Origin of the sequence: Burkholderia sp. AU30198, from assembly GCF_020419825.1 — a bacterium.
In the GTDB taxonomy this organism is placed as follows: Bacteria; Pseudomonadota; Gammaproteobacteria; order Burkholderiales; family Burkholderiaceae; genus Burkholderia.
Genome location: NZ_JAIZSA010000024.1, coordinates 22,775 through 42,157 on the forward strand (window position 1 = coordinate 22,775; position 19,383 = coordinate 42,157).

The 19,383-nt window shown below is 66.3% G+C and carries 13 protein-coding genes; 5 read left to right on the forward strand and 8 right to left on the reverse strand.

What is annotated here, in order from left to right; genetic code table 11:
• Positions 1 to 64 precede the first annotated feature (64 nt).
• Genes LGN19_RS34975 through LGN19_RS34990 form a run of 4 tightly spaced genes read left to right on the forward strand, consistent with a single transcriptional unit; the run spans position 65 to position 10,208 of the window.
• Complete coding sequence (locus LGN19_RS34975; RefSeq protein ID WP_175220654.1) at positions 65 to 1,888, forward strand: AAA family ATPase; 1,824 nt, start codon at positions 65 to 67, stop codon at positions 1,886 to 1,888.
• A gap of 3 nt (positions 1,889 to 1,891) precedes the next feature.
• On the forward strand, positions 1,892 to 2,536 hold the full coding sequence (locus tag LGN19_RS34980) for a 4Fe-4S single cluster domain-containing protein (RefSeq protein ID WP_174957376.1): 645 nt from the start codon (positions 1,892 to 1,894) through the stop codon (positions 2,534 to 2,536).
• 17 nt (positions 2,537 to 2,553) lie between these two features.
• Positions 2,554 to 8,865 (forward strand): AAA domain-containing protein, encoded by a 6,312-nt coding sequence (locus LGN19_RS34985; protein ID WP_319000677.1) that lies wholly within the window; start codon positions 2,554 to 2,556, stop codon positions 8,863 to 8,865.
• Positions 8,862 to 10,208, forward strand: coding sequence for a hypothetical protein (locus LGN19_RS34990; protein WP_226219755.1), 1,347 nt, complete (start codon positions 8,862 to 8,864; stop codon positions 10,206 to 10,208). Before LGN19_RS34985 ends, LGN19_RS34990 begins: the two co-directional genes overlap by 4 nt.
• Before the next feature lie 54 nt (positions 10,209 to 10,262).
• On the opposite strand, the gene LGN19_RS34995 is transcribed toward LGN19_RS34990, so the two are convergent.
• From LGN19_RS34995 to LGN19_RS35010, 4 genes are all read right to left on the reverse strand, one after another.
• Positions 10,263 to 10,961: a lysozyme inhibitor LprI family protein gene (locus tag LGN19_RS34995; protein ID WP_226219756.1), complete on the reverse strand. Its 699-nt coding sequence runs from the start codon at positions 10,959 to 10,961 to the stop codon at positions 10,263 to 10,265.
• A 455-nt stretch (positions 10,962 to 11,416) separates the two neighbouring features.
• Positions 11,417 to 12,328, reverse strand: coding sequence for a hypothetical protein (locus LGN19_RS35000; protein ID WP_174957379.1), 912 nt, complete (start codon positions 12,326 to 12,328; stop codon positions 11,417 to 11,419).
• An 89-nt stretch (positions 12,329 to 12,417) separates the two neighbouring features.
• Positions 12,418 to 12,741: a TfoX/Sxy family protein gene (locus LGN19_RS35005; protein ID WP_174957380.1), complete on the reverse strand. Its 324-nt coding sequence runs from the start codon at positions 12,739 to 12,741 to the stop codon at positions 12,418 to 12,420.
• A gap of 225 nt (positions 12,742 to 12,966) precedes the next feature.
• Entirely contained in the window at positions 12,967 to 13,899 is a 933-nt protein-coding gene (locus tag LGN19_RS35010) for a GlxA family transcriptional regulator (RefSeq protein ID WP_226219757.1), read from the reverse strand.
• Positions 13,900 to 13,983: 84 nt separating this feature from the next.
• On the opposite strand from LGN19_RS35010, the gene LGN19_RS35015 reads away from it, so the two are divergent.
• A complete protein-coding gene (locus LGN19_RS35015; RefSeq protein ID WP_226219758.1) occupies positions 13,984 to 14,700 on the forward strand; it encodes a DJ-1/PfpI family protein in 717 nt (238 codons plus the stop codon).
• A 39-nt stretch (positions 14,701 to 14,739) separates the two neighbouring features.
• On the opposite strand, the gene LGN19_RS35020 is transcribed toward LGN19_RS35015, so the two are convergent.
• The 4 genes from LGN19_RS35020 to narI all read right to left on the reverse strand — a co-directional run bounded on the left by LGN19_RS35020 (position 14,740) and on the right by narI (position 19,365).
• Positions 14,740 to 16,473 carry a site-specific integrase gene (locus LGN19_RS35020; RefSeq protein ID WP_226219759.1) on the reverse strand — a complete coding sequence of 578 codons (1,734 nt, stop codon included), beginning with the start codon at positions 16,471 to 16,473 and terminating at the stop codon, positions 14,740 to 14,742.
• 126 nt (positions 16,474 to 16,599) lie between these two features.
• Positions 16,600 to 17,868 carry an MFS transporter gene (locus LGN19_RS35025; protein ID WP_122950515.1) on the reverse strand — a complete coding sequence of 423 codons (1,269 nt, stop codon included), beginning with the start codon at positions 17,866 to 17,868 and terminating at the stop codon, positions 16,600 to 16,602.
• 15 nt (positions 17,869 to 17,883) lie between these two features.
• A complete protein-coding gene (locus LGN19_RS35030) occupies positions 17,884 to 18,672 on the reverse strand; it encodes a peptidylprolyl isomerase (protein ID WP_226219760.1) in 789 nt (262 codons plus the stop codon).
• A 9-nt stretch (positions 18,673 to 18,681) separates the two neighbouring features.
• Positions 18,682 to 19,365, reverse strand: a complete 684-nt coding sequence (gene narI, locus LGN19_RS35035; protein ID WP_043192090.1) for a respiratory nitrate reductase subunit gamma — start codon at positions 19,363 to 19,365, stop codon at positions 18,682 to 18,684.
• Positions 19,366 to 19,383 lie beyond the last annotated feature (18 nt).

Here is a 19,383-nt window from a genome sequence, read left to right on the forward strand (position 1 = left end):
GTATATATCGGTCGGGCGGCTATGATAACGTTTTGCTTTCGCTTTCTTTGCGCGCCATCACGACATGCCTGCCTACGTCAAACCCAGATGGTTACGGGATCTGCTGCGTTTCCTCCCGTTGAAAAGCCAGTTCGTGCTCTCGGGAAACGTCCGCGATTTACAGGCATGTGAAGTTGCCCCCGAAGTGGTGACGGCGCAGTCGCTGGTGAATACGCTCGGCGACAATCTCCGCGAGGCGGGTTATGCGCAGCTTGTCGTCTGGAATCCGATTTCAGGCTTCACGGTGCCCGACAGCCGGGTGTCGCCCACGGAGCCTGCCGATGAAACCCTGCGACGTCTCGGCCTGACACCGGCCGATGGCACGGCACCGGGCGGCATCGATGCGCTCACCGCATGCGTTGAACGTCTGGTCGCGCTGCCCGGCCCGCCGATTGCCCTCGTCGTCGATTTTGCTTCTCGACTGGCGATTCGCGCCGAAACGCTGACCCCCGCCGAGCACACGCTGTTCACGCGCGCACTGGTGCTGGCGCATACGGCCGCCCCCCGCCCCGCCGGAGAACTGCGACGTCCGTTTTTCAATACCGTGATCTGGATCGTCGACAAGGAAGGCGATCTGCCGGACTGGTTGCTGATCGACAATCCGCGCATCCGGCATATTCCCGTGTCGAAACCCGACAGCGCCGCCCGTCGGGCGTTGGCCGGTGCATTGCTGCGCGGCGTACCCGGTGCCCAGGCCGCTACGCCGGATCGTCTTGCCGAGGCGGCATCCGCCTTCGTCGACGGGTCCGAGGGATTGCTGCTCGCCGACATGAATGCGATCGCCACGCTCGCCCGCGTCGAGCAGGTGCCCCTCGATAAAATTGCCGACGCCGTGCGGCGTTATAAAGTGGGCGTCACCGAGGATCCGTGGCAGCAAATCGACCGCGACAAGATCCGTCACGCCGACGCGTTCATTCGCCGCCGGGTCAAAGGGCAAGCGCACGCGGTTACGCACATGCTCGATCTCGTCAAGCGCGCCATGACGGGGGTGGGTTCTCAGCGGAAAGGCAACCGGCCGCGCGGTGTCGCCTTCCTCGCCGGCCCGACCGGTGTCGGGAAAACCGAACTCGCCAAGACGATCACGAGCCTGCTGTTCGGTGACGAGAGCGCCTACATCCGCTTCGACATGTCGGAATTCAGCGCGGAACATGCCGACCAGCGCCTCATCGGCGCGCCGCCCGGCTACGTCGGCTACGACGTCGGCGGAGAATTGACGAATGCGATTCGCGAACGCCCGTTCAGCGTGGTGCTCTTCGACGAAATCGAAAAAGCGCATCCGCGCATTCTCGACAAGTTTCTGCAAATCCTCGATGACGGCGTGCTGACGTCAGGGCGCGGCGACCGCGTGTACTTTTCCGAAGCGTTGATCGTTTTCACGTCGAACCTCGGCATTTACCGCCAGGACGAATCGGGTCAGCGCGTGGCGAATATCCAGCCAGGCAACGACTTTGCGGAAATCCAGAAGAAGGTGCTCGGGGAAATCCAGCGGCATTTCAAGCTGGTCCTGAACCGGCCCGAAATCCTGAACCGCATCGGCGAAAACATTATCGTCTTCGACTTCATCCGCGAGGATGTCGCGACGGAAATCTTCGAGCAGATGGTTCGTGCCGTGCTCGACGACGTCGCCTCCCAGGGTATCGCCGTCGACCTGGACGCCGGTTCCAGGATCGCGCTGCAGGCGCAATGCCTCGGCGATCTATCCAACGGCGGCCGCGGCATCCGAAACCAGATCGAAGCGCATCTGCTCAACCCGCTGGCACGCGGCCTGTTCGATCAGGATGCGGCCGCCGGCGATCGATTCGTCATCTCGGGCATCGACTCGGGTTCGTTCCAGTTGCAAAAGCAGTAGGCCATGGACATTCGTGTTTCGCGCCTGCACTTTCCCGTGACGACGCTCGGGCCGGGGCAGCGGATCGGCATCTGGTTTCAAGGTTGCACGATCCGATGCCCGGGCTGCATTTCGATGGATACCTGGGCACACGCCGGGGGCGAAACCACCGTCGATGCCCTCTTGGCGCAGGTCCGAGCCTGGCTGCCCGACGCCACCGGCATCACGATCTCGGGCGGCGAGCCGTTCGATCAGCCCGATGCGCTGATTGCGCTCCTGCATGGCCTGCGGCAACTGTCGGCAGGCGACATCCTCGTCTACAGCGGCCACCCGATCGAATCGCTGGCCGATACGCTGGCACGCGCCGACGGCCTGATCGATGCGCTGATCTCCGATCCATTCGACATCGACGCGCCGCAGACACGCGCGCTGCGCGGCAGCGACAACCAGCGATTGCATTGCCTGACGGCACTCGGCCACGCGCGTTTTGCGCAGTACGAGGGCGCGCCACGGCACACCGGCAAGGCCCTGGACGTCATGTTCGACGAGGACGGTAGCGTCTGGTTCGCGGGGATACCGGGCCGGGACGATTTTCATCGATTGAGAGACCTATTGACCGATCAGGGGCATCACGTCCGGATCAGTGCCGACAAGGCGAGAAACAGATAAGACAGGAAATGTCAGCCATGATGCGTTTTTGCCCGAATTGCCGAACCGAGCGGTCGGTGGACGAGTGGTACTGTGCCGGCACGGTCGGCGATGCCGTTTGCAACTGGGACTTGTCAGGCGTACCGATCCGGGCGAACGGCTGGCGCCCCCAGGATGTCGTCACGGTCGAGACGGTCAGCCAGCAAGGGGTTGCGGACACAACCGGATCCGCCGTGCCGCCCTCGTTGTCGTGTACGAACGGACATCCGATGAACAACGGCGACCTCATGTGCCTCGAATGCGGCGCGGATCCGGCCGCGCCCGCCGACGCGCAGCGGCTCGGCTCCGGCACCGAGGTTCCTGCCGGCAGCTCGGCGGAGGACGCGCCGCCGCCCATCGAAGAAACGCGGATCGACGGCTGGCGGTTGTTGCGTCAGATTTCCAGCACGGACGGCGTGCGCGAACGCTACGTGGCCCAGCAGGACGCGACCGGCAGGCAGGCCGTGCTGACGCTGTATCGACCGGGCGCGGAACCGGACCCGGCAGTCTACGACGTGGTGCGCCGCCTGCCGCGCGAGCACGTACCGGAGATCATCGCTACCGGACGCTGGGATCAACGAGCGTACGAAGTCGCCGAGGAGATGAGTGGCGGGACGCTGGCGGATCTCGGCATGGCCGTACGCGATCGCGCGACGATCCGCCGGGTGGTCGATGAACTGGGCCAGGCCCTGCAGGCGTTTTCGGACGTGGGGCTGCGGCATCGGGACCTGCGGCCCGGCACGCTGCTGGTGCGCAGCCGCGAACCGCTGGATCTCGTCATCAGCGGCTTCGGTTCGGCACGGCTGTCCGAATTCGATCTCGATATCGTCTCGCCGCTCGAAACGACGCGCTATATGGCGCCCGAGGCCATTGCAGGCGGTGTCGCCGCGGCATCGGACTGGTGGAGCCTCGGCATGATCCTGCTCGAGCAGCTGACCGACGGCCGCTGCTTCGAGGGCATCAACCCGCGCGCGTTTCTGATTCACGTGCTGGCCAACGGCGTCACGTTGCCGGACGATCTGGATCCCTCGCTTCACCTGTTGCTGCGAGGCCTGCTCGCGCGTGACCGGCATCAACGCTGGCAGTGGCCGCAAGTCAAGGCCTGGCTGGACGGCAAACCGGTCGATGCGCCGTCGGCAGCAACGATCGATGCCGATGGCGACGAAGGCGCCAGCATCGCCTTGGGCGCCCGGCAATATCGCAAGCCGGCGATCTTCGCGCTCGCCGCGGCGGAGCGCGAGAACTGGGAAGCGGCGCGCGATCACCTGAACCGCGGCGTTGTCCTGACATGGGCGGAACAAGCCGGTGCCGGCGCGAAAGTGCTGGCCGGCCTGCGTCAGGTCGCGCAACTCGACGGCGTCGATGACGATGGCCGCCTGATGATCGCGCTCAAGCTGTTGAATCCCGACATGCCGCTCATTCTGCGCGGCGACATCGTCACGCCCGGCTGGTTGCTGCACAACCCGCTGGAAGGTTACGACCTGGTGACCGGGCCGGTGCCGACGTTCCTGGCGCGGCTGGGCACGGAAAGCTGGCTGTCCAGGCTACGCGCTCGAGCCGACGAAGTGCGACACCGGGCCGCGCAACTGGGCATCGAACTGAACGAGGACCTGGTGCGCATCGCGCTGCTTTCCACGTCGCGCGCCCAATTGGCCGCGCAATGGGAAGAGCGACGCCTGTTGTTGCCGGATTCCGATCATCACGGCCTGCTGTCGCTGTCGGAACGCCGCATCCTCAGCGAGGAAGACCTGATCGTTCTGCTGAGCGCGGCCATTTCGCAGTTTCGCTCGGTCGACGAGATCCTCGACCAGGCGGCGGCCCTCGCGGAGCGAGAGCAAATTCTGGTCTTCGATCGCCAGGCTGCCCGGATCGCGCTTGCGCTGCCGCGCGTCGACCTGTTCCATGCCGTCGACGAGCGCATCGCCGGATTCGCGCGAACCGGAAACCCGACAGTCGACGAATGGGCGGAGCAGTTCCGGCTGGAACGTCGCTTGCCGCTGCACGAAGTGGTCGTTCTGTTGTCGGTGCCCGCCGAGCAGTGGCTGGAGCCGCAGAAGCAGCAATACGTGTCGCAGATCCTCGACTTCTTCGAGAAAAAAGTCGCCACGACCGTATTGCGCGGCCCATTGGTGCGGATGACCATCGGCAAGACCACGGGGCGGGTCGATCTTCACGAACTGAACGGCGAGCGATTCGCCAGCACCGCGCTGCTCGACCATCTGCTCCAGCGCAATGTCCAGACGGTATCGGTGGACCCGGCCGTATTCGGTGCCGGCGGAACGCTCGAAGGCCGGTTGAACACGCTGTACCGGCAGACCTCGCTCTACAAGCGGGATACCGGCATTGACGGCCTCTATCTCGGCTTCCCGTTCCTGCTTTACAAGGATCATCGCAGCACGACGCGCCCGCGCATCGCCCCCGTCCTGTTGTGGCCGGTCAAACTGCTGATGGAGCTCGGCACGCGACGCCAGGTGGCAATGGCTTTCGACGGCGAGCGCGAGGAGGTTCGCCTGAATCCGGCACTCGAGGGCCTGCTGGGACGCGAGGCCGTCAAGGCGTGGCGTGTCGCAGCCGACGAGGTGCTCGGACGTTCCGCGTTGAAAGCGGCCGACGTGGTCGATGCGTTCGGCCTGCTGGCCGACGTGGAAAGCCGCAAACTCGGTGCGCTGCCGTTGCCGACCCTCGACGTGCCCGCCGGCGCGACGCGCCTCGCCTGTGCCGGCGTGCTGTTTCACGTCGACTTCGCCGGCCAGGCCATCGGCGAGGATCTGCGCCAGCTCAAGCAATTGTCGCCGTCCGGCACGGCGCTCGAATCGATGCTGCGGCTCAAGGACAAATCCGACTACGATGCGTCGGAGGCCACGTCGACCGAGCTCGACCGATTCCTGACGGTGGCAAGCGATCCGTCGCAGGAAGCGGCGATCCTGCAGGCGCGTCAGGGCCCCGGATTGCTGGTCGAAGGGCCGCCCGGTACCGGCAAGAGCCAGACGATCGTCAACATGGTCGCCGACGCGATCGGACAAGGCCGCAGCCTGCTGATCGTCTGCCAGAAGCATGCCGCGCTGGAAGTCGTTCGCAAGCGTCTCGTCGCGGAAGGCCTGGGCGATCGCATCGTGATGCTCAACGACGTCAACAAGGACCGCGAGCCGACGATTCGAGCCGTCCGCGAGCAACTGGATGCGATCTTTCGCGGCGCCGTGTTCGACCACGGCGCGATACGCCAGCGTGAACGCATGGCCGCGAGAATCGAGGCCCTCGAGGGCGAACTCGACCGCCAGCATGCCGCACTGCATCACGTCGACGAATCGACCGGCCTCAGCTATCGGGCGCTGCTCGGCGAACTGATCCGGCTCGAAGCCGGCACGCCGCCGGTCAGCGTGCCGCAGTTGCGTACCCGGCTTGCCACGCTGGATATTTCGGCACTGACTACGCTGGAAGAACACTGCGCACCGCTCGCCCGCTACTGGCTACCGTCGAAGTTCGAGGGCAGCCCATTGGCACAAGTGAAATCGTTCGCGACCGATGCCGCCACGCTCGACGCGTTCAATGCGATCTTCGCGGACTTCCGCGACGCGGAGCGCCTGCGGATCGAGACGCTCGCCGCGCATCCCGCGCGCTTCGATGTCGACGACCCCGCCCCGTATCGGGCCTGGCTCGATGCGAACGCCGGTCGCCTCGTCGCGCTGGACGAGACGCAACGCAAACGGCTGGCTCAATGGCTGCCCTTGTTCCGACCGGCCGGCAATGCGGATGCGGAAGGCCATCGGTATTACACGGCGCTCGGCACCCTGCATCGCGATCTGTTGGCCGTCGAGACCAGCGGCTTCGATGCGGTGCTGTCGGCTGCCGTCGCACTCCTGCCGGATCCCGCGCTCCGCAAGCTCGAAGCCCAGGCGACGTTGGCGACTCGCGCCCCGTCTCTCTTGCGCCGCCTGAACCCGGTCACGTATCTGCGGCGTGGCCGCCTGATGAAGTTCGTCACCGGCTGCGGCGCGCCCGCGACCGACGAGACGCTCCGCAAGCTGCTGGCCGCCACCCGGCTCGAAAAGGCCTGGCGGCCGCTGCGCGACACCTTGAACACGATCAGCCGGGCATTGCACCTCGAGACGGTCGAGCCGGCCTGCGGGCCGGCGCTCGCCGATGCCTGCCTGACCCGCCTGCGCCAGCTCGAAGAAATCCGCGAACTCGCGCAGCATCTGGCAATCGCGCCACGCGGCGACGAGTTCGACTCGGCCGTGATGACCGGTGATCGGGCACCCGTCGAACAGTTGCTCGACGGTTTCGAGACCGCGTTCGTGCGGCACAACGCGCGCCAGCATAGCCTTCGGGCGCTGAGGCTGCTCGATGAGTGGCTCTCGGCAGAACTCGTCACCGCCTGTCGGCAGGCCATCGCTGACAACATCAGTTATCAGGCGCCGTTGAACCGAATCGGCGATGCGTTGCCGACGCTGGCCGCGTATCAGCAATTCCGCACCCGGGCACGGCATGTCAGCGCCGACGCACTCGACGTGTTTGCGATCATGCGCGACCACGAAGACGCGCTGACGCGCGTGCCGCCAGAGCACCTCGACGACGCCGTGCGGCGCATGGTCAACCGCGAGGCGCGGCTCGGATGGAAGCGGCGCATGGAGCAGGACCATCCCGAGCTGCTGCTCGACCAGAGCGAAACGGCCGCCAAGATCGACGCACTCGCGGCCGCCGACGCGGAAATGCGGCGCCTGAACCGCGAGATGCTTCGCAACGGCATCGACCACGGCCGACTGGGTTCGGCGCGCGATTGGGAGGACGTGACGCGTTTGACCGGCCGGCGCTCCCGGCGCCTGCGCGAATTCATCGAACTCGGTACGGGGCTGGGCCTGATGGCGCTGCGGCCCGTCTGGCTGATGAACCCCGACGTCGCGAGCCGCGTACTGCCGCTGAAATCGGGGCTGTTCGATTCCGTCGTCTACGACGAGGCCTCGCAGATGCCGGTGGAATACGCGATTCCGACGCTGTTCCGCGGCAACCTGTCGATCGTCAGCGGCGACGAGAAGCAAATGCCGCCGACGGCGTTCTTTTCGAGCCGGGCGGAAAGCGACGAGACCGACATCTTCGACGGCGAGCAACCTGACGAGGCCGCGACGGAAGACGAACGCGAGCGCTTCGAGGACACCTGGAACCGACGCGAAATCAAGGACTGCCCTGACGTGCTGCAACTGGCACGGAGCGCACTGCCCGTGTCGACGCTGCAGATCCACTATCGTTCGGCCTATCGGGAGCTGATCGGCTATTCAAACGCCGCGTTCTACGAGAACAACCTCAGTGTGCCGGTCCGTCACCCGGATGCCACGGTGCGCGAGGTGAAGCCGCTCGAACTCATCCAGGTGAATGGCCTTTACGAGCAGCAGACCAACAGCGACGAAGCGGATCGCGTGGTCGCCTATCTGGCGAAACTGTGGCAACAGCCTTACGCACAGCGCCCGTCCGTCGGTGTGGTCACGTTCAACCGCAAGCAGGCCGACCTCATCCTGGAGCGCCTGGAGCAGCGCGCGGAAGAGGATGAAGCATTCCGCGACGCGTATCGCGAGGAACTCGAGCGAACCGATCGCGGCGAGGACATGGCCGTCTTCGTGAAGAACGTCGAGAATGTCCAGGGCGACGAACGCGACATCATCGTCTTCTCCACGACCTTCGGGCGCAACGGCCAGGGCACCTTCCGGCGCTTGTTTGGCGTGCTGGGCCAGAGCGGCGGCGAACGGCGTCTCAACGTGGCCGTGACGCGTGCCCGCCATAAAGTCGTGCTCATCACGTCGATGCCGATCCGCGAGATCTCCGACATGCTCACGACGCAGCGCAAGCCGGCGATTCCGCGCGATTATCTTCAGGGCTATATGGAATACGCACGCGCCATGTCGAACGGTGAACTGCCTGCCGGCCGCGCATTGCTTGGCCGCATGAGCAGCGAACGGGCACATGCGAAGTTGCGGCAGACGGGTGCCGTCGACGGCTTCGCGGAAGATGTGCTGGCTTATCTGCAGGCGCTCGGCCTGTCACCGGTGCCCGCACAGGAAGGCGACGCCTTCGGGCTTGATTTTGCGATCGCCAATCCGGAAACCGGCCTTTATGCGATCGGCATCGAATGCGATGCACCGCGTCATCCGTTGCTCGAACATGCGCGTGCCCGGGAAATCTGGCGGCCGTCCGTGCTGGGACGCGCCATTCCGACACTGCATCGCGTGTCGTCGCAAGCCTGGTATCACGCACCGGAGACAGAGAAGGCTCGCCTGAAAGCCGCCGTCGCGCAGGCGCTGAACCAGGAGGTGATGGCATGAGCGGCCCGAAAGTCGTCCGGATCGTGACACGCGAGGAAATCGTCGCGATCTGCGAAGGACATCTGCAGCGCCTCGACCAGGCCATCGCCACCTGGATTGCCGAAGGCCGACGTACCGGCGTGCTGTCGGACGATGAGATCGCGGCGACCCGGGCTCGGCGTGAAGCGCTGGGCGCATTGATCGCCGCCGACGCGTTCGTGGATTTGCAGAAGAAAGTGCCCGACGAGATTGCTTTCCTGAAGGCCGATCTCGTCCGGCGTCAACAGGTGGCAGTCGAGCAGGCCGAGCAGGCAGCGAAACGCCGGCGGCAAGGACGGCACAGCGCGGCGACCTTGCTCGGCGCACTGGAAGCGAAAGGGATCGAGATTCCAGCCGAGCTTCATGGCCAGCTCGATCGCCTGCGCTCGGGCGACCTGCTCGAGCATGCCGATGCGCTGCTCGCGCAAGGGTTCGCCCTGCTGACGCCGGCTGTGGGACGCACACTCAGCGATGCGCAACGGGCGCTGGCGAATCGCCTGATGCCCGCCGAAGCATCGGCGGACTTCGAGACCTGGAAAGCCGCGCAACGGGCGGCGTCTCGTGATCCGTCCATCGACCGTCTCGATCGACAGATCGGAGAGGCACGGGTATTTCTGGATTCGCAAGCCGTCGCCGGGTTCTCGTCGAGACTGGATGCGCTCGAAGACGAGGTGAACGACGCGCGCAAGAGCCTGTTGCTCGACAGCCTGATCCTCGACCTGTCGAGTGCCATCGAGGCCGCCCGCGCACGGCGCGCGGCGATCGCGGCACTGGAAGAACTGACGGCGGAGCTTCGGGCTTGCCACACGGCAGACGCGGCGAATTTTGTCGAACGCGCTCGACAATGCGATATCGCCACCTCGCCGGACGTCGTGGCCGAGTTGACCCGAGCCGGGCAGGACCTGATCGCGCAGGTGCGACAGCAACAGGCAGCGGAGGCTCGGCGCAACGCGATCCTGAGCGGCCTGGCGCGACTCGGCTACGAAGTGCATGAGGGTATGGCCACCGCATGGGCGAAGGACGGCCGGGTCGTCGTCAAGAAACCTTCGCTGCCGGATTATGGTGTCGAAGTCGGCGGTCAGGCTCAGGCCGGTCGCCTGCAGGTTCGGGCCGTCTCCCTCGTCGCGAATCGCGACGTTGCTCGCGACAAGGATGTCGAAACGCTCTGGTGTGGCGAGTTCGGCCGGTTGCAGGCGTTGCTGGCCCAACATGGCGACGACTTGCTGATCGAACGGGCAATGGGGGTGGGCGAGGTACCGCTCAAGGTGGTGGCCGAACTGGACCATACGCCCGGCATGGAAACAGTCGTGCGCACACTGAAGTAAGTGTTCCGGGCGCGGCGTTCACCGCGCGCCTGGGCCTTCCGCGCCGAAGCGAATCTATTTCCCGTCCTCGGGAAGCAAAGGCTTCGAACCTACCGATCCCACGAATTGACCAATTCTCTCGCCGTATACGCGACGCAAGCAATCAAGGTCCTTGCCACATTGATGTCGGGTGGCGATCCAGTCTGACTCGGATTGCCGGAGAGCCTCCGGATCCGAGACGGTTTGCAATGCAGCCGCATACAGCTGAGCCAACCGCTGGTCCATTGCGGCCAAACCCGGATCATGACAGACAGCCGCTTCGTCATCGTGCGATGCTCGTGAGCAGTCGAAACCGGTCGCAAAAGTACGTGTTTGCACGGCACGATCGGCCGGCGCTTCGGAGGCGCCGCTGTTCTGCTCGGATATTTCGAATGACGGACGCTCAGACTTGGACACACTCGATGCCGGTTCAGCTGATGCATGCACCTCCGACAGCACATTCTCGTTTGTTGGTTTAGCTGAATCTGCGGTGGGAAAATCCCCCGCTGCCCGGACTTCGTGCGTCACGTCGTTTCCGGTCGCTGGCACGTCCGAATCCGATATGCGGTTAACCACTAGTCCGAATACAAATAGACCGATACCACATAACAAAATCTTGCCCGACCGGACAAAATTTCTAGAATCCGGCTCGTTGTTCTTATAGCCGGTCTTGAATCTTCGATCTACCTTGCGCGTGTCTACAAAACCGCCAATACCGATCAGCGATGCAAGCACACCTATACCGACCAGGCTGTTTCCTATTGCTCCCATATGATTTCCCCGATGCGAATTTCGTGATTATTTTTTGAACGTGACCTTCGGCGGTTACGCCAAGCGTGATTCGAACAGATCCGGACAGGTTCCCTAAGCCGTTGCGCCCTCGTCGCCCTCAGTCCCCTTCGTTCGATCACGACAGGATCTTATTCCACAGTCACGCGGAAGCGCGACAAGACACTCTTCCGTCGAATTCGCTGATTCTGCCTAGTCACACGGACAAACAGATAGCGCGCGAAGCATTACGTGATTTCCGGATGGTGATTGCGAATAATCGACCCCGACACGCTCCAGACAAAACAGTGCCGAATTGTGTCCGCAACTCGCGCCCAAGGATTCTTTCACGTCACCCCAGCCACGTGGGCGCCGTACACGAGGCTGTCCGCTTGCTGCACGCCATCACGCATGCACATTGCTTACCGCACCGCCTGCTGCCGCTGCACCTCCTGCGCTTTCATCTGCATATATGCGCCGCGCTCGACCTCATGCAGTTGCTGCGGATACTGCTCGGTCGCATCGAACCAGCGCGCGAGGCGCTGGTCGAGCGGCTTGTCGAGCGTCGCGAGATACGTGTCGATCGCGAGGTAATAACGCATCGTGTTGCGCTCCAGCAGCCCGCGCACGCCGCCGATGTACTGCGGCTGCGCGGCTGATCCGCCGCTGACGGTCGTGAAGCCGACCTTGTCGCTGCCGACGGTCGCGAGGTAGGTCTTCATCGCCATGCGGCCGATCGTGCCGAAGCCATACGAATACGTGAGATGCAGGAACGTGCGCGACGCGCCGACCGGCACGGCTTCCAGCGCGATCCGGTAGTCCTTCGTGCCCATCGGGCCGCTGTCGGCGGTCAGGTCGACCTGGAAATAGTCGGGCGTCGCGGCCGCCACGCGATAGCGAAACTGCACGCGATAGGTGTCCGACAGCTTCTGCTGGATCTTGCGGCCGAGGTTCACGTCGAGCACCGGGCCGTTGCTGCCGCTCGACGCATGACAGTACTTCGTGTTCAAGTGCAGGATCAGCACCGCGCACCAGTTCGCGGGCCCCTGCGCAGGCTCGTCGAGCTGGCTGCTCACGACCGCGTACGGATAATCGACCACCGCGTAGATGTCGCCCTTCAGCGACGACGACGCTTCCGCCGATTCAAGGACCAGCGGCCGGTGAAACGCGTTGTCCTTCAGTTGCGGGCCGAGGCTGCGGTAACGGTCGAGCAGCGTCGCCGCATCGTCCGCGCCGAACGACTGCGCGCTCCAGCCAACGCACAGGGCCGCGACGAGCGCGTGCCACGCGCGGCGAGCCAGCCACATGCCGCGCGGATGTCCGGATGTCTTCATTCTTGTGCTCCCGCCTGGCGCGCGATGGTCGCGCACATGTGTCACAGAATACGCCTGGCCGCAGCGCAACATTGCACGCGAAAGGGCCGCTATCGGCTCCGCTTCACCGGCACCGGCAACTGCGCGGCGGTGATCCGGATCAGCGCCGACAGCCATTCGCGATCGTCCCAGCGTTCGCCGGAGATGACGAGGTGCGGCTTCGCGCCCGGGTACGGCGAACCTTCTTCGCAGGTGCCGAGAAACGCGCGGCCTTCGGGCGTCGGCTTGACGAACAGCCGATCGTCGCAGACGAGCGCGGCCATCTTGCCGTCGCAATAAATACCGTATTCGCCGAACATCTTGCGTGCCGATACCGTACCGGCTGCCGCCATCTGCTCGACGATGAAATCGACTGTGCTTTGGCTCGATGCCATTCACTGCTCCCGGAAAAATGGTTATGACCGTGGCGTGCGCCGGACCGTTCCGCCTGATTCGCAGATGCGCTGTCGTGCGTCATCCATTCGTCTGCGGAACGCACATTCAGGCACCGGCGACGGGTCGTCCCAACCCGCAACGCCCTGCGCCCTGACAATTACATGACGGCTCACGACTGAGCGAGACGATCGCGATTGACGGTGCGACGGTGCGACCACGCCCGTCTACGATCGCAGCGCAGACGGCGCAACGCCCAGCCAGCGCTGGAAACTGCGCCGCATGTTCTCCGTATCGCCGAACCCGCACTCGTTCGCCACACGCTGCAGCGATGCCGCACCGCTTTCCAGCGCGGCGCGGGCGGCTTCCACGCGCAGTTTCTCGACCGCCTTGGCCGGCGTGACGCCGGTTTCCGTCTGGAACGCCCGCGCGAACTGACGCGGGCTCATGCACGCCTGCTCGGCCAGGTCGCTCACGCGCAAGCGCGCGCCGAGATTGCGGCGAATGTAGTCGAGCAACGGCTGGAAGCGCCCTTGCGCGCTGTCGAGTTCGATCAGCGCCGAGAACTGCGACTGCCCGCCGGGGCGCCGGTAGTACACGACCAGCCGTTTCGCGACCGCGCGCGCCAGCCGCTCGCCGCGATCCTCGCCGATCAGCGCGAGCGTCAGGTCGATGCCGGCCGTGATGCCGGCGCTCGTCCAGAACGGCCCGTCGTTCACGTAGATGCGGTCGAGCGCCAGCCGGACCTGCGGAAACGCCTGCGCGAAGCGCTCGCCGCAGCCCCAGTGCGTCGTCGCCAGCCGGCCGTCCAGCAAACCGGCCGCGGCCAGCAGCAGGCTGCCCGAACAGACACTCGCCACGCGGATGCCGCGCGCCGCGCAGCGCCGGACGAACGCGCACGTCGCGTCGTCTGCCATCGCGGCATCGACACCATCGCCGCCCGCGACCAGCAACGTATCGAGGTCCGCCGCGTCCGGCAACGGCTCGGCGTGCCAGCTCACGCCCGACGAACTGCGGACCAGCCCCGGCTGCACCGCGACGATGCGAACCGCGTAATACGGCGCACGCGCGTAGTCGGCCATCTCGAACGCGGCAACGGGCCCGGCGGCATCCAGCAACTGGAAGCCGGGATACACGAGCATGGCGACGCGATGGGTCATGGCAGAAAGTGCGGGAGAAATGACATTGCGACGGACGGCACGCGGCCCGATGCTACAGGCCATTCATGTCTTCGGGAAATCGTGATGGCCACCCCACCGTTCATCGTCGTATTCGCGTTGTTCGATCATGTCACGCAGCTCGATTTCACCGGGCCGGACGAAGTGTTCTGGCGTCTGCCCGGCGCGCGGATTCACCGGGCTTCGGTGCGCGGCGGATCGATTCGCGCGGACAGCGGCCTGCTTATCGCCGAGATCGAGCGGCTTGCCGACATCGCACACGCCGATCTCGTCTGCGTGCCGGGCGGGCTCGGCGTGATCGACGCGATCGCCGACGATGCGTTCGTTCGCGAGGTGCGCCGGCTCGCGCAGGGCGCCCGCTATGTTACCTCCGTGTGCAGCGGGTCGCTGGTGCTCGGCGCGGCCGGCTTGCTGCACGGCCGGCGGGCCGCCTGCCACTGGGCGTGGCGCGACCTGCTGCCGCCGTTCGGCGCGATCGTCGACACCGGCCGCGTGGTGCGTGACGGCCCGGTCATCACCGGTGGCGGCGTCACCGCCGGCATCGACATGGCGCTGTCGGTGATGGCCGACATCGCCGGCCCGGCCTACGCGCAAGCGGTACAGCTCGGCATCGAATACGCGCCCGAGCCGCCGTTCGACTGCGGGCGTCCGGAGCGGGCCGCACCGGACGTGCTCGCGTCGGTGTCCGCGCTGTTCGAGCGCGTGCGGCCCGATCGTCATGCGGTCGTGGCGCGCGCGGCGCAGCACCTCGCACAGCCGGACGCAAGCCGACAGGCGACCTGACGACGCGCAGGCAGCCCCTGCCCGATCCGCACGACGCCGTTATTTGTCGGCCGCGAACGCACTCGACATCTGCCGCGCCCGCTTCACATCGTCGCCATGCAGATAAATCGACGTCGTGGAAATCGACGCATGTCGCAGGTTGTCGCGCACGGTCGTCAACTCCGCGCCGCGCGCCAGCGCATGCGTCGCATGCGTATGACGCATCCAGTGCGGGCTCGCCTGCCGCAGCTTCTGCGCGAGCGCGGGATTGTCGGCATCGACCTGATCGGCCGTCTGCGCGAAGAAACGCTGCATCACCTTCCACAACCGCACGCTCGTGATCGCGGCCTCGCCCTCTTCCGCGAGGCTCGGGATCAGCGGCGTGTCGGGCCGCCAGCGCGACGGCGTGACCGGCAGCCGGCGTGCGACCAGAAAACGGTCGAGCCCCGTGCGCGCGAGCGGCGGCAGCGCGACACGTGCGGCCTTGCTGCCCTTGCCGATCACCTTCAGCCACGCGTCGCCGTGCGCATCGGTCTCGATGTTGCCGAGCGTCGCGCCGACCAGCTCGCTCGCGCGCAGCCCGGTCGCATAGCCGAAATCGAGAATGAAGCGCAGCCGTTGCGCGGCGGCCGCCGTCCAGCCCGACTGCGGCGCAGCCTTCGTGCCCTTGCGGAACTCGAGCCCGTCGGCGATCGTGCGCACGAGCAGCCACTCGCCTTCGGTAAACGCATGCGACGTGTCGAGTGCGTTCGCGCCGCGCGTGTCGCGCACCTTGACGCCCGCGAACGGATTCGCGAGCAGGTAGCGCTGCTCGATCAGCCAGCGAAACAGCGCGCCGAGCACCGACAGCGTGTACGCCGCGGAGCGTGCGGACAGCGCGCCCGAGAACGGCCGCCAGTCGGGCGCACCGCGCGGCCGCACGGGCCCGACCCAGCGTTCGTGCGGTGTCGGGCGCCGCACGAACGCGCGATACGCGACCGCGTCCTCGGTCGTCAGCGACGACAGCGCGCGGCCGCGCTCGACGATCGCCCACAGGATCAGCCGCTCGGCCTCCTTCCGGTACGCACGCCGTGTCGCGGCCGATTCATGCAGCGACAACCACGCGTGCACGGCCGCGTAATCGTTGTCCGCATCGAGCGTGCTGGTCGCGCGCGGCGCGCGGAACGTGCCGGCCGAGCCGTCGACCTCGTGCGGCAGCTTCAACTGCTCCCACGGCACGATGCTGCCGCGCGGCGTCGCCGCGATCAGCGCGCGCGCTCGTTCGGTCAGGTCCGGATGCGCGGCGAAAAATGCCTCGATGTGCCGCGCGCTGGCCACGCCGAGGCCCGCGATTGCGCGCCACCACTGGCGCCGGCGCGGAATCCGCACCGTGAGATCGGCCAGCGTCGCGATCCCGTGCGCACGCAGCGCGACGACCGCGCGCGCGGGTAGCCACAGATCGACGTCGTCGCTGATCTGCGGGACCGGCGGGCGCGCATGACGCAGCAGGCCGATCGCTTCGGCGGCAGCCTTCGCCTCCTGCAAACGCTCACCGTCGGGATGACCGAGCCGCTCCGCGAGATCGGGCCGGCCGGCCTGCCGCGCGACGCGCACGAGACGGCGGCGGATGACGCCGATCACGCCGCGCGCCGAACGCCCTTCGCCGAGACGATCGGGCAGGTAGCGCGCGACGGCCTGGCGCACGGTCATGCCCGCGTACCACGCACGCAGCGCAGCCAGTTCGTCGGCGTCGGGAAAGCCTGCGGGTGCAGGCGCAGAATCGGGAGAAGGCGGTGAGGCGAGGCGCGGTTTCATGACCGCGAGTTTGACAGAAGCGCGCGCGGCCGGATACGTCGCGCACGGCGTTCCGGGCGCGACAGGCGCCGATGCGCGACACCGGATCGCTCCGGCATCGCGCCCGCGCGTGTCGGCCGCACCCCGTCAGCCCGTGACCGGCGTGCGCCGCACTTCCGACAGGTAGATCAGGATCAGCGACACCCACACGATCCCGTACAGGAACATGAAGCAGGTCGTGCGCACGCGCAGCAGGTCGAGCAGCACGCCGAACAGGATCGGCAGCAGGAACCCGCCGAGCCCGCCCGCGAGCCCGACGATGCCCGTGACGACGCCCATGTTGTCCGCGAAATCGTCGGCGACGTACTTGAAGGTCGAGGCCATCCCGAGCGCGAACACCGCGCCGAGCACGAAGGTCAGCGCGACGAAGCCGGCCACCGGCATCGACACATTCAGCGTCGCGGTGCCGTCGATCGTGTGGATCACGAAGTCGGTTGCCGGATACGACAGCAGGAACAGCGCGATCCACGCGACCCACAGCCCCCACCACGTGACCGCGTGCGCGCCGAAGCGGTCGGACAGCGCACCGCCGAGCGCGCGCAACACCGAGCCCGGCAGCGAGAAGCCGGCCGCGAACGCGGACGCCATCACGAGCGACATCCCGTATTCGCTCTTCAGGTACTGCGGAATCCACAGCGACAGCGCGGTGAAGCCGCCGAACGTGATCGAGTAGTACTGGCACAGCCGCCACACGCGCGGGTCGCGCAGCACCTTGAATGAATCGAGCCACGAGCCGCCGCGCTTGCCCGCGCCCGGATCCGGCGCCGACGCGAACCAGAAGATCGCGGCCGTGACGAGCAGCGCGACCGCGTAGACGCGCGGCACGAAGCGCCAGCCGTACGCATTGAGCAGCAGCGGCGTGACGAACAGGTTGACGGCCGCGCCGCAGGTGCCCGCGCCGAACACGCCCATCGCGAGCCCGCGCCGCTGTGGCGGGAAGAAACGCGCGACATACGGTGTGCCGACCGCGAACGATGCACCGACGCAACCGAGGAACAGCCCGATCAGCAGGAACTGCCACAGCTGCGTCGCGTAGCTGACGATATAGACGGGCACCGCACACACGACGAGCAGCACCGTCATCACGATCCGGCCGCCGAAGCGGTCGGTCCACGTGCCGAGCGGCAAGCGCATCAGCGCGCCGGTCAGCACGGGCGTCGACGTGAGCAGCCCGAACTCCGTGCTGTTCAGCCCGAGATCGGTACGCAGCTGCACGCCGAGCACGCCGAACATCATCCACACGACGAAGCACACCATGAACGCGAGCGTGCTCGCGGCCAGCACCGACCACGCGCGCAGCGGAATCGCCGGCGCGCCGCCGGCCGGCACCACGTTACCTTGTTGTTGAGTTGCCATACGCCAAACCCCGTTTCACTGGACCAGCGGCCCGTTCGCGCCGTCGAATTCGACGCCTTCGACACGCGCGTCGCCCGCGAGAATCGCCACGTACTGCCGCATCGCCCGCTCCCGCACGCGTTCCGACAGGTACGCGGCGATCTGCGCGGCGGCTTCGTCGAACGGCACCGCGTCGCCCGGCACGCGGCGCTCGATGCGCACGATGTGGAAGCCGAAGCGCGTATTGACGAGTTTCGGCAGCACGCCGAGCCCGTCGGTGTCGAACAGCGCGGCCTCGAATTCCGGCACCGTGTCGCCGCGCAGCAGTTGCCCGAGGCTACCGCCCACTTCCGCCGACGGGCAGTTCGACGACGCCCGCGCGAGCGCTTCGAACGTGTCGGGTGCGGCGACCACATCGGCGAGCGCGGCTTCCGCGCGCTGTCGCAGCGGCGCGAGCGGCACGCGGTCCGTCATCGCGAACAGCACGTGGCTCGCATAGACGATGTCGTTGCGGCGAAAGCGCGCCGGATGCTGCGCGTAGTAGCGCTCGCAATCCGCGCGATCGGGTTCGGGCAGGTGCGTGAGCTCGCGTTCGAGCAACGCGTCGACGGCCGCGTCGTCGAGCGGCGCGCCTTCGTCGAGCAGCGCGAGCGACACCGCGCGCTGCCGCAGCAGTTCGCGCACCGCGAGCGCGCGCCGTGCGGCGTCGAGCGGATCGGGTGCGTCGCCGTGATGCGCGGCCTCGGCCGCAATGGCCACATCGTCGATCACGACACCGTTGATCGTCAGCAGCGCGGCCGGTGCTTCGGAGAGAACGTCGTTCATGGTGCCTCCTCAGCGCTTGCGCACGAGCTGGTACGGGCGGATCAGGTACGCGACCGACGCGATGCCGCTCCAGATGTGCACCATCCGCGTGAACGGCGACACGAGGAAGATCGTGAAGCCGAGCAGGATATGCAGCCGGTACGTCAGCGGCACGCCGACGAGCAGGCTCGCGATATCCGGCCGGAACGTGACGACGCCCTTCACGTAGTCGGTCAGCTGCTCGAACATCGCGCCGTCCATGTGGCGCGTCGACAGCACGACGGTGCCGAGCCCGAGCGCGAGCTGCACCCACAGCATCAGCACGATCAGGATGTCGGACTTGCGACTGTTCTTGCGGATACGCGGGTCGCCGAGGCGCCGCCAGATCAGGATCGTCAGCCCGATGATCGCGGCCACGCCGGCCGCGCCGCCGGCCACCATCGCGACGAGCTGGTGCCCGGACGCGGAAAGAAACGGCGACACGAGCCAGTGCGGCGCGAGAAAGCCGCCGAAGTGCCCGAGCACGACGACCAGCACGCCCCAGTGGAACAGGTTGCTGCCGAGCCGCAGCATGCCGTGGCGCAACAGTTGCGACGAATCGCTTTTCCACGTGTACTGCTCGCGGTCGAAGCGGATCAGGCTGCCCAGCAGCAGCACGGCGAGACAGATGTACGGATAGATCCCGAACAGGAATTGATGCAGGTAATCGTTCATGGCTTTCCCCTGTTGAAC